Origin of the sequence: Mucilaginibacter sp. OAE612, from assembly GCF_041806395.1 — a bacterium.
Taxonomy (GTDB): Bacteria; Bacteroidota; Bacteroidia; order Sphingobacteriales; family Sphingobacteriaceae; genus Mucilaginibacter; species Mucilaginibacter rubeus.
In genome coordinates this window covers 4,510,624-4,521,923 of record NZ_JBGMUW010000001.1, presented here as the reverse complement: position 1 = coordinate 4,521,923, position 11,300 = coordinate 4,510,624, and the positions used below count along the sequence as shown (strand labels likewise).

Below are 11,300 nucleotides of genomic sequence, written 5' to 3'. Positions count from 1 at the left end.
CTCAACGCATTTTACATATGGAAAATACAGATGTAATTATCATTGGAGGAGGAGCAGCCGGCTTGATGGCCGCCCGTACGCTTGCCAAAGCTGGGAAGAATATTGTATTGCTTGAAGGGCGTAACCGACTTGGAGGTCGGATCCATACGCTGGAACATGGTACATCTTTAGAACCTGCAGAGCTGGGTGCCGAATTTATTCATGGCGATTTACCTATAACCCAAAGCTTGCTTAATGAAGCCGGCATTAAATACACCCCCGCCTCGGCCTCCATGTGGAAGTATGAGGACGGGAAGTTTATAGCCGAAGGACACGTTATTGAACATTGGGACGAATTTCTGGAAAGCATTATGCAGCTGAAGCATGACATGAGTATTGAAGCGTTCCTGCAACAGGAATTTTCGGGCGAAAAGTATGCAGGTCTCCGTGAATCAGTGAGAGGATATGTATCTGGCTATGACAACGCCGATCCAAAAAAAGCCAGCGCCTTTTCTATCCGTAAAGAATGGCAAAATGAGCACGAAGATGCGCAATACCGTGTGGAAGGTGGTTATTGCCGGTTGATCAGCCACCTGGCAGATGAATTTAAACAGGGAGGTGGGCATATCTACCTAAATGCCGTTGCAAAAGACATTGACTGGGGCCAACATCATGTTACGGTAAGCACAGACATAGGGATAACCTATCAGGCCCGACAATTGCTGATTGCTGTACCGCTTGGAATTTTACAGGCCGAAGCGGGACTGAAAGGCACCCTGAGTTTTGATCCCCCGGTTGATTATTATATTAATGCGTTGAAATCGCTTGGCTTTGGTGCGGTGATCAAAGTTTTGCTTGAATTTGACGAAGCGTTTTGGTACAGCGATGAAACCCGGAAAATGACCGGTGCCGATCTCGAAGATATGGGCTTTCTGTTTTCAAACGAGGTCATACCCGTTTGGTGGACCCAGATGCCTGTACATCGCCCGCTGCTTACCGGTTGGCTTGGCGGGCCACCCGCTGCAGCCCGTATAAATACAAGCGATGAAGATATGCTGATAGAAGCCCTTGGTTCTATCTCGAATATCTTTAAGATAGATATCGCGAAGCTGAAAGAAAAACTCCTTACCTGGAATGTAATCAACTGGACAGCCGATCCATTTTCGCGCGGATCATACAGCTACGATACCACAGAAACGGCTGAAGCAAGGAAGATTTTGAGTCATCCAATAGGCGATACCTTGTTTTTTGCAGGCGAATATTTATATGAGGGTATAGCTATGGGGACCGTTGAGGCTGCGCTTACCAGTGGTTTAAGGGCGGCGGAAATGTTGTTGGATTATGAGTAATTAAAACCATGTCATTGCGAGCGTAGTGTGGCAATCGTATACTATACAGAGCGGCCTTGCCTCCGTGCGATTGCCACACTACGCTCGCAATGACATGAACAGTTGGAGGCGCTATTCCACCTTCCAATAATTCCCACTCACAATAATCATATCCAACATTTTGATAGTATTATCGTAATAATCATAATCCTTCAGTTTAAAAGCCACGAGATAGTCCCATACCTTGTTAAGCCACTGCTGATTACTTTTGTCGACCATGGCAGATACCGTAAAGGGAGCAATAAAACTCAATGCTTCAAAGTATCGCCCTTTAATATCATTTCCTTCAAGCGTATACCCTGCCGAAATATTATCAGGGTCGCCGTTGGTAGTTTCTTTGATCCATCGGTTTATCGGGTTTACAAAAGCTTTTGCGCGCTTATCGCCATATAATAAATAATCAGTTGTTATGCGCCATGGAACACGACATGCATTGTAATTATAATAACCATCATACTTTGACTCCATGTAGTTGGGCTGAGCAGGCCGGGCTTTAGTCTTTATTCCTCTGATAAAATCGGGCACCAGGCCTGCATCCGGGCTGTAGTTTTTTTGCAGATAGCCGAATAAGCGGTAGTTGTTATCAATGACTTTCTGCCATTTACCGGTTTTTGAGGCACTTTCAAATGCTTTAAAGTTGGCAGGCATAAAATCAGAAGCGCGCATATCATAATAATCTTCGCTATCTCCGTCGCTGCCATCGCTTAATAAAACAGAAAACGTTTTAGGATTGATTTCATAGTGCATAATTGCCGCCATCGCGATCCTGGCTTCCTGCAGGTAGTTGATATGGCCTTTGCTTCCCCATTGCTTATCAGCTAACAGAAGGGAATATGCGATATCTATATCACCATCGGTGGCGGCATCCCGGTCGTGGTTTTTACAGTTCTTTAGCTGGGCCCAGGCCATTAAATAAGGGGATGCTTTGGCCGGATGAGCTTTGTAATAATTATACAAGCCGTCGTAAACGGTTTTTGCCTGTTTATCATACCCGGCCATTAGCGCGGTAATCACCATACCGTAACCCTGCCCTTCGGATACGCACTCTTTCCCGGGCTTTTCAAACCAAACATAAAACTGTTCTTTATCGCAGCCCGGTTTTATATACCTGTGTTTCCATTGATCGTAAAAACTGGTTACCTGCCTATCCAACTGTTGCTGATTGAGGTGATTGGGCTTGATTGTACCGGAAGTATACTTACAATGTTGCGGAAACGGCCTTAATGCAACCTGTGCATGAAGGCCGTTGAGTATAAATATAGAAAGTAGCAGCATGCTATATCGCACGCAGTTCGGGGTAAGTAGCAACCTCTTCAACATTATTACATAGTAGCTCGGTTTTGCAGAAATGGTTTTTTAAACAGCTCAAAAAGTTTTGAATTACCGGTGTATCCTTACAAGTAGCGGCATACCACGTGCGTTTTGCTATACTGTGATGTAATGGTTTTGTAACAATGTGTTTACCGGGGAGGTATGGCTTCACTATCCAGTCGGCCATAACGCTTATTCCGAGGCCTGCATTTACCATCTCAATAGTGGCATCAGTATAGTGGATCCGGTTAAGTGTTTTGGGCTTTACATGCTGCTCCTGGATCAGCGTTTCGATGACCGGAGTCTCCTGGTAAGAGGGGTCATAAAGGGCCAGAATTAACTCCTGATCCTGGAAGTCGCAGATGTCAATAACGGCCTTTTTTGCAAGCGGATGATCGGCCGGTAAAATGCATATCAGGCGGTCTTCAAAAATGGGTTCATAAACGATTTGTGTGTTCACCATTTGGGTGCGCACAATACCCAGGTCAAGGTCGCCACGCATGAGGTATTCGAGCGGTCGGCGGCTGGCATCCGAAACTATATTTATGTTAATATCAGGCCATTGGCTCTTGAAATCCTTAATTACACCAGGCAGCCAGTGGTACGCTGTATAACACTGCATACTGATATTGAGCTTGCCTGTTTTGCCATTTTTATAGTTGTTAATATCTTCTTCAAGGGTGCGTATTTCGGCCAATATTTTTTCCGAACTTCGTAGAAAACGATAACCCACTTCGGTAAGCTGAAGCTTCTTTCCCTGGCGATGGAACACCTCTATATCCAGTTCCTTTTCCAGCTCTTTTAACTGGTGGCTCAGGGCCGATTGAGTTAGGTGTAAAGCGCTTGCTGCTTTGGTCAGCGAACCCTCTTTTGAAATAGTATCAACTAACCTGAAATGATGTAGTGCAATATTCATTATTAGTTTTGCTAATGATTTACACAAAATTAATTCATTTTTTTCATGAATCATATAGATATACATTTGCCGTGTATAAAATACACCTCATGTTAAACACAAATTCAAAAAAATTACTCCTGTTTTTTTTGAGTGTTTCATATGTCTTACACGTACAAGCTCAGCAAAAAGTCCTTTCCATTAAGGATGCTGAACAAATGGCCCTTGCTAACTATGCTTCCATCAAGTCGAAGGCAAACCAGCTTAACGCCTCTAAGGCATACCTCAAAGAAACAAAAACGGAGTATCTGCCGGATGTAAATTTCTCCGCGCAGCAGGACTACGGAACAGTGAACGGCCAAAACGGACCATCGTATGGTTACCGTGGCTTGTCGGTATCCTCATCGGGGCCAGCTTTGGCCAAACAGAACTGGAATGCCGCTTTTGGGGCCCTCTATTTAACCAACGTTAGCTGGGACTTTTTCGCCTTCGGCAGATCAAAGCAAAGGATCGGCGTACAGAAAACCATCGTATCGCGCGATGAAACAGATCTTGCACAGGAGCAATTTCAGCACCAGGTACGTGTTGCTGCTACTTACTTAAACCTCCTTGCGGCTCAGCAACTTGCCAAAGCACAGCAGGATAACCTCAACCGTGCGATGGAACTGCAAAAGGTAGTAGTTGCCCGCGTAAAGAACGGTTTAAATCCGGGCGTGGATTCATCATTGGCCAATGCCGAGGTATCTAATGCCAAAATAGCGCTTACCAACTCACAGCAAGCCGTGCAGGACCAAAGTAATCAGCGTATCTATTTATTTAGGGATACCCGCGCAGGAATTTCAATTGGATAGCGCTTTCATTACCAGGCAGCCCAATAACCTGGAAGCGTTAAGTGCTGTTGCCGCGACCGATCATCCAACTTTGAAATTCTATCAAAACAGGGTAAACGTGAGCGATCAGCAGGCTAAATATCTCCGCACTTTCGCCTTGCCAACCTTTAGCTTGTTTGGTGTTTACCAGGGCAGGGGATCGGGCTTTAAGTCGGATTATGGCGTTGATCAATCAAGCTATACCGGCAGCTATGGTGCAGGTGTTGATCCAACCCGTTATAACTATCTGTTTGGTATTGGCATGATTTGGAACTTTACAAACGTTTTCAGGACGCACTACCAGGTTCAATCGCAAAAGTTCACTTCAGAGCAATTGAAAAACGACTACGAACTGGTTGATAAGCAACTGGAAGCGCAGCGTACCCTGGCCGAAACACGCATAAGCAATGCCCTTAAAAATGTAAACGAGGTACCGGTTGAAGTATCGGCCGCTAACAACGCTTATATTCAAAAATATACACTGTACAAAAACGGACTATCAAATATAGTTGATTTTACACAGGCGCTTTATACCCTTAACCGGGCCGAGGTTGACAAATACATAGCCCTGAACAATGTATGGCAGGCGCTGCTGTTCAAATCAGCAGCTACCGGCGATTTCGGGATTTTTATCAATAATTTTTAACAGTTACACACATATACAATGGGAATGATAAAAGGGGCGCTGCAAAAACCAATTACCATATTGGTTATAGTAGCCGGGCTGTTCTTCTTCGGTATAAATGCGGTACGGACTATCAAGATCGATATATTTCCCGATCTGAACCTGCCGGTTATATATGTATCGCACCCATACGGCGGTTTCACCCCAAACCAAATGGAAGCTTACTTTGGTAAGCAATATGTTAACCTATTGCTTTTCGTATCGGGCGTAAAAAGCATCGAAACAAAAAACATACAAGGCTTAACATTAATAAAAGTTACTTTTTACGAGGGCACAAACATGGCTCAGGCCGCGGCGGAGGTCACGAGTTACACCAACCGGGCGCAGGCCGCATTCCCCCAGGGCTCGCAGCCACCCTTCATTTTGCGCTTTGATGCCTCAACGCTGCCGGTTGGTCAGCTGGTGTTGAGCAGCGCTACCCGAAGCAATAACGAATTGCTCGATTATGCTTTGGTTTACGTACGTTCGTCATTTACCTCAATCCCCGGCCTTGTTGCGCCGGCTCCTTTTGGTGGTAACCAGCGTACTATCCTGATTAAGGTCGATCCAAACCTGTTACGCTCGCACAATTTAACACCCGACCAGATCGTGGCCGCCCTGCGCGAGAATAACCAGAACACCCCGGCAGGTAACGTGCGTATAGGCGATTACAACTACCTTGCACCTTCAAACACCACGATAAAGAAAATCCCGGATTTTGGAGATATCCCGCTTTATAAAAATGGGATCCAAACCGTATTTATGAAGGATGTTGCCACTATAGAAGATGGCGCCGATATCACCAACGGCTATGCACTTATTAATGGTAAGCGTTCGGTTTACCTGCCAATCACCAAATCGGCCACGGCCTCAACCTGGGAAGTAGTGCAAAACCTGAAAAAAGCATTGCCAAAATTCCAGGCCTTACTACCCGATGATGTGAAGCTGTCGTTCGTGTTTGACCAGTCGGTTTATGTAATTAACGCGGTAAAAAGTTTGGCCGAAGAGGGCGCGATAGGGGCGGTACTTACCGGGCTTATGGTATTGCTGTTTTTAGGTGATAAACGCGGGGCGCTTATCGTGATCCTTACTATCCCCACCTGTATTATCTCGGCTATTTTCTTCCTGTCGCTGGCACACCAAACCATCAATATTATGACGCTTAGCGGGCTTTCGCTGGCGATAGGTATTTTGGTGGATGAGTCGACGGTGACAATTGAGAATATTCACCAGCATTTTGATATGGGCAAGCCGAAAGCTTTGGCTATCTGGGATGCCTGTAAGGAGATCGCGTTCCCTAAATTGTTGATCCTGTTCTGTATCCTGGCGGTGTTTGCACCTGCATTTACCATGAACGGGATTCCGGGAGCATTGTTCCTGCCGCTGGCGCTGGCTATCGGTTTCTCGATGATCGTATCTTACTTCCTGGCGCAAACCTTTGTACCAATCATGGCCAACTGGATCATGGTAAACAAACATGAAGACCACAGCCATAAAGATGGTTTTGCACTGGAGGATGAAGGTGAGCCATGGGAACAAAAAGAAAAAGCCATGAAGGCTGCCCTTGAACATACAGGCGACGAGGTAACCCGCTTTGACAAATTCAGGGATAGCTTCATGCGCCTGATGGACCGCATGTTGCCTAACCGCAAGATACTGGTAACGATTTATGTAATCGTTGCCTTTGGCCTTGCTTTCCTGTTATTCAATATCATAGGCCGTGACGTGTTGCCTAAGGTAAACTCAGGTACCTTCCAGGTACGTTTGCGGGCCGCTGATGGTACGCGTTTAGAGCGTACGGAATTAATAGCTGTTAAGGCGCAACATATATTGGGCGATATTGTGGGTAAAAACCACATAGCTATAACTTCGACATTTGTTGGCTCGCACCCTTCATCATTCTCAACCAACCCTATCTATCTGTTTATGGCTGGTCCGCAGGAGTCTGTGATGCAGGTGAGTTTAACGGAGGATTATAAGGTTAATCTTGATGACCTGAAGGAAAAATTCAGGCACGAGATGGCAAAACAGTTACCCAACGTTAAACTATCATTTGAGCCGATTGAGTTGACTGATAAGATCCTGAGCCAGGGTTCGCCAACGCCTATTGAAGTAGCTATTACCGGTAAAAACAAAAAGCAAAATGTTGAGTATGCCTTTAAGGTTATCAATAAACTTAAAGATATCAAATACCTGCGCGATGTGCAGATAGGTCAATCATTTAATTATCCAACTATCGATATTAATATCGACAGGCAACGGGCCGCACAGCTTGGGGTAGGTTTAAATGATATATCACGTTCATTGGTAGCTTCAACCTCATCATCAAGGTTTACCGAAAAGAATAACTGGATTGATGAAAAATCAAACTTAAGCTACCTTGTGCAGGTACAGGTACCAGAATACCAGATGGCCAGTTTGAATGATGTTAAGGAGATCCCTGTACTGGCAAACCAGGCCCGCCCGGTTTTGGGTGATGTAGCTGATGTTAAAACAGGTACCACCTTTGGCGAAAACGATAACGTAGGCGCTGTGCCAACATTATCAGTAACGGCAAACATCAACAAAAAGGATTTGGGTACTGCAACCAATGATGTGCAGAAAGCCATTGACGAATTAGGCAAACCACCGCGCGGTTTAACAGTTGAGATGCATGGCATGAGCCAAACCCTTACCGATACGCTTAATAGCTTACAATCGGGCTTATTGGTAGCCGTATTGGTGATCTTTTTGATGCTGGCTGCAAACTTCCAGTCGTTCAAAATGTCGATGGTGGTATTATCAACTGTGCCGGCTGTTTTGTTTGGTTCATTGCTGCTGGTAAAAATCACCGGCGCTACACTTAACCTTCAATCATACATGGGTATGATCATGTCGGTGGGTGTATCTATTTCCAACGCAGTGCTACTGATCACCAATGCCGAAGAGTTACGTAAACACAACGGCGATGCATTAAAATCAGCCCGTGAAGCGGTGGCATTACGTCTTCGTCCTATTTTGATGACCAGTTTGGCCATGATTGTGGGTATGATCCCGATGGCATCAGGCTTAGGTGAAGGTGGTGATCAAACCTCACCGCTTGGTCGCGCCGTTATTGGTGGACTTATCGCATCAACTTTTGCTGCGCTGCTGATATTACCATTAGTTTTTGCCTGGGTACAAGGTAATGCCACTACCCAATCTGTTTCATTAGACCCGGAAGATAAAGAAAGTAAATTTTATGTCCCTTTGCACCACCATGAATAAGCTAAAAAATAAATCAATACTGCTGCTTGCCGTTTTAGCAATGGCAATAGGCTCATTGAGTGCCTGCCACTCGGATGATAAAGAAAAGAAAGAACAACAGGAAGAGCAGGAGCAACAGGAAGCTGTTGAAACGCCCACTGTACAAATTGTGCCGGTAACCAAAGGCAGGTTAAGCAGCAACATCACCATACCTGGTGAGCTGATCCCTTACCAACAAGTTGACCTGTATGCCAAAACCAACAGCTATGTTAAAAAGCTTTTGGTTGATATCGGTTCAGAAGTTAAGCAGGGCCAGTTATTGGCTGTGCTTGAAGCGCCGGAAATTAACTCGCAATTGGCTGCGGCGCAATCTCGCATTAAACAATTTGAAGCGGTTTACTTTGCCAGCAAAGCCACCTATGACAGGTTGGTAAGCACCAGCAAAACGCCGGGTACTGTTTCGCAAAACGACCTCGAGCAAGCCGAAGCTAAAAAGAACGCCGACCAGGCTAATATTGATGCCGCTAAATCCGGCTTAAAAGAAGTATCAGCTAATTTGGCTTACCTGGAGATCCGCGCCCCTTTTGATGGCGTGATCACCAGTCGTAACGTTAACTTGGGTGCCTATGTTGGTCCAGGAGGAAAAAGTACCGATCCATTGTTTACAGTTCAGGATCAGGGCCGTTTACGTTTAGTGGTATCAGTGCCTGAAATTTACACAGGCGCATTGAGCAACAAAAGTGAAGTTAATTTTACCGTAAGAGCCTTGCCAAGCCAAAAATTTACCGCCCAGGTAAAACGTATAGCAGGTGCGCTTGATGAAAAATTACGTGCCGAACGTTTAGAAATGGACGTTTACAATAAAGACAAAAAGCTGATCCCGCACATGTTTGCCGAAGTAAGTGTACCATTGCCTGCCGGCGACAGTACTTATGTTGTACCTAAAACAGCCGTAGCAACTTCGACCGAAAAGGTGTTTGTGATAAAAGTTGTTGATCATAAGGCCGTTTGGGTTGATGTTAAAAAAGGCCTGAGTAATGGCGATAGTATCGAGATCTTCGGTGGCGACCTGAAACCTGATGACAAGCTGGTAAAAGTAGCTTCAGACGAGATCAGGAACGGATCGACCTTGAGATATTAATAAATTGAAGTTCGATTAGATTCAGCCTTTTGGATAGTGCGAAGAGAAAAGAGCCCGAAAACTGAAAAGTTTTCGGGCTCTTTTTATGCGAGTGATTAAATTCCCCCCTTGAGAGTAATAGACCAGCATTAGACAATTAGAGAAATTTAAGGGCGGGGATTGAGCGATTCCCTCCCCTGGGAGGGTGTAGGGAGGGGTTTAAGCGAGATACCTAATCGTTATCAAGGCGTAGAAACCCCTCCCTGCCAACACAGAATCCTAACGCACCCCTCCCAAGGGAGGGAACTGTCAATTCATGGGCCATTACTCTCGAGAGGGAAATCGCATAATCCCTGTTTCTTTTGTTCTATTTCCCCTCCGCCTGCAACTTCTTAATAATCCCCGTCCCCACAGCATCCGTACTTTCAGCAGCATTGGATAGTATAACCACTGCCAGTTTCTTATCAGCATTAAAAGCCAGGAAGCTACTGCTGCCGTAAGTGCCACCGTTATGGAAAATGTATTCTACACCATCAACCAAAATAATGTGCCAGCCGAGGGCTATTTTGGCATCTTTGCTGTAGGTGATTTGGTGGGTTAGCTCAAAAGCCTTTGATAGCTTGTCTGTACCATTTGCCATGTTAGCCTTTGCGTATATCAGCAGATCATTTACCGTTGAATGGAGGGCCCCGCAGGCGGCAAGGGCGTTAAAATCCCAGGCTACTGTCGCATCACCGTATTGGCTATATACTTTAGTAAAGTGGGGGCGTTGTAAAGCACTTAAATGCTGTACTGTATTTTTCATCCCCAAGGGACTGCAGATCACTTCCTGTACCATCTGATCAAATGTTTTCCCGCTTACCTGTGATAGTATCATTCCTAATAAACCAACTCCCAAATTGGAGTATGCGTATTGTTCTCCTGGCTTACTGTTGAGTTTGCAGGTTTTTAGATAACTAAACAGTAGCCTTTTATTATAACTTTTATAGGGATTTGCTGCACTGGCAGAATCAAACTGAAGGTTTTCCGGGATCCTTGCCAACCCAGAAGTATGATTGCTTAGCGTTTGCAAAGTTATATCATTCAGTGCGACATTGGTTTTTACTGAATCGGGCAGGTATTGGGTTATGGGATCAGTTAACTTTACTTTGCCCTCGTTGGCGTAATAAGCCAGTAAAGTAGCGGTAAATGTTTTGGTAATAGAACCAATTTCGAAGATTGTATTGCCCGTTGGTAGCTGGTTATTGCCGCGGGCGGTTTCTCCGTAATTATAAGTGCTGATCTGTCCGTCTTTTAATATGCCTATGCTCAAACCTACTGTATTTACTTTTTGAATATACGGGCGGGCAATTTCATCAACCTGTTTATCCATTGGGTTGAGCAGTTTGTTGGAGGTAGGTACCTGTGTGGTTTTATCGGCTGTGACATCTTTAAATGGCTGAAACAGAAAAAGTTCAATTTTATTACCTGCATCGAGGCTCATAAGCAGTTGCAATGTTGCCGACTGAAATACCAGTTTGTAGGTACTTACTTTATTGTTAACAAAGCTGATTACTGTTGAACCTTTAATTTCATTTAAGGGGAACAATTGTTGCTCGGTAAGACTACGGAACTGGCCCGCGCTTACGGCATGCCTGAAGTTCGGCCCGGTTAAAGCATAAATGGAGTCGGCCTGCTTGGCGTTGAAGAATTTTTTCACCAGTACAAATACCGAATCGGTTTTAAATTGCTGATGACTTTGGGCGAAGGCTATGCCCGGGATAAACAAAAGTAAGATAAAGCAGAACCTGAGTTTCATGAAATAATTCGTGTTTAATTAATGTCGTTTAGTCTTTATCCTGAAGGGAAA

8 protein-coding genes are annotated in these 11,300 nt (G+C 44.9%); 5 read left to right on the top strand and 3 right to left on the bottom strand.

Features of this window, described 5'->3' with window-relative positions:
• The first annotated feature begins 8 nt into the window (after nucleotides 1-8).
• Nucleotides 9-1,328 (top strand): NAD(P)/FAD-dependent oxidoreductase, encoded by a 1,320-nt coding sequence (locus tag ABID99_RS18825; protein WP_354486780.1) that lies wholly within the window; start codon nucleotides 9-11, stop codon nucleotides 1,326-1,328.
• A gap of 111 nt (nucleotides 1,329-1,439) precedes the next feature.
• Here the strand turns inward: ABID99_RS18825 and ABID99_RS18820 are convergent, their stop codons facing one another.
• Nucleotides 1,440-2,642, bottom strand: coding sequence for a glycosyl hydrolase family 8 (locus ABID99_RS18820; RefSeq protein WP_188833038.1), 1,203 nt, complete (start codon nucleotides 2,640-2,642; stop codon nucleotides 1,440-1,442).
• A 1-nt stretch (nucleotide 2,643) separates the two neighbouring features.
• Nucleotides 2,644-3,594, bottom strand: coding sequence for a LysR family transcriptional regulator (locus tag ABID99_RS18815; protein ID WP_188833039.1), 951 nt, complete (start codon nucleotides 3,592-3,594; stop codon nucleotides 2,644-2,646).
• 89 nt (nucleotides 3,595-3,683) lie between these two features.
• On the opposite strand from ABID99_RS18815, the gene ABID99_RS18810 reads away from it, so the two are divergent.
• From ABID99_RS18810 to ABID99_RS18795, 4 genes are read left to right on the top strand one after another with little or no spacing between them, the layout of a single operon-like run.
• Nucleotides 3,684-4,424, top strand: coding sequence for a TolC family protein (locus ABID99_RS18810; protein WP_373614758.1), 741 nt, complete (start codon nucleotides 3,684-3,686; stop codon nucleotides 4,422-4,424).
• Nucleotides 4,417-5,088, top strand: a complete 672-nt coding sequence (locus ABID99_RS18805; protein WP_373614757.1) for a TolC family protein — start codon at nucleotides 4,417-4,419, stop codon at nucleotides 5,086-5,088. Before ABID99_RS18810 ends, ABID99_RS18805 begins: the two co-directional genes overlap by 8 nt.
• 18 nt (nucleotides 5,089-5,106) lie before the next feature.
• The gene (locus ABID99_RS18800; protein ID WP_188833040.1) at nucleotides 5,107-8,352 is read left to right on the top strand and encodes an efflux RND transporter permease subunit; all 3,246 of its coding nucleotides are present in this window, start codon (nucleotides 5,107-5,109) and stop codon (nucleotides 8,350-8,352) included.
• Nucleotides 8,345-9,472, top strand: coding sequence for an efflux RND transporter periplasmic adaptor subunit (locus ABID99_RS18795; protein WP_373614756.1), 1,128 nt, complete (start codon nucleotides 8,345-8,347; stop codon nucleotides 9,470-9,472). The genes ABID99_RS18800 and ABID99_RS18795 overlap by 8 nt, the downstream gene beginning before the upstream one ends.
• A gap of 346 nt (nucleotides 9,473-9,818) precedes the next feature.
• Here the strand turns inward: ABID99_RS18795 and ABID99_RS18790 are convergent, their stop codons facing one another.
• Complete coding sequence (locus tag ABID99_RS18790) at nucleotides 9,819-11,249, bottom strand: serine hydrolase domain-containing protein (protein WP_373614755.1); 1,431 nt, start codon at nucleotides 11,247-11,249, stop codon at nucleotides 9,819-9,821.
• Between the last annotated feature and the right edge of the window lie 51 nt (nucleotides 11,250-11,300).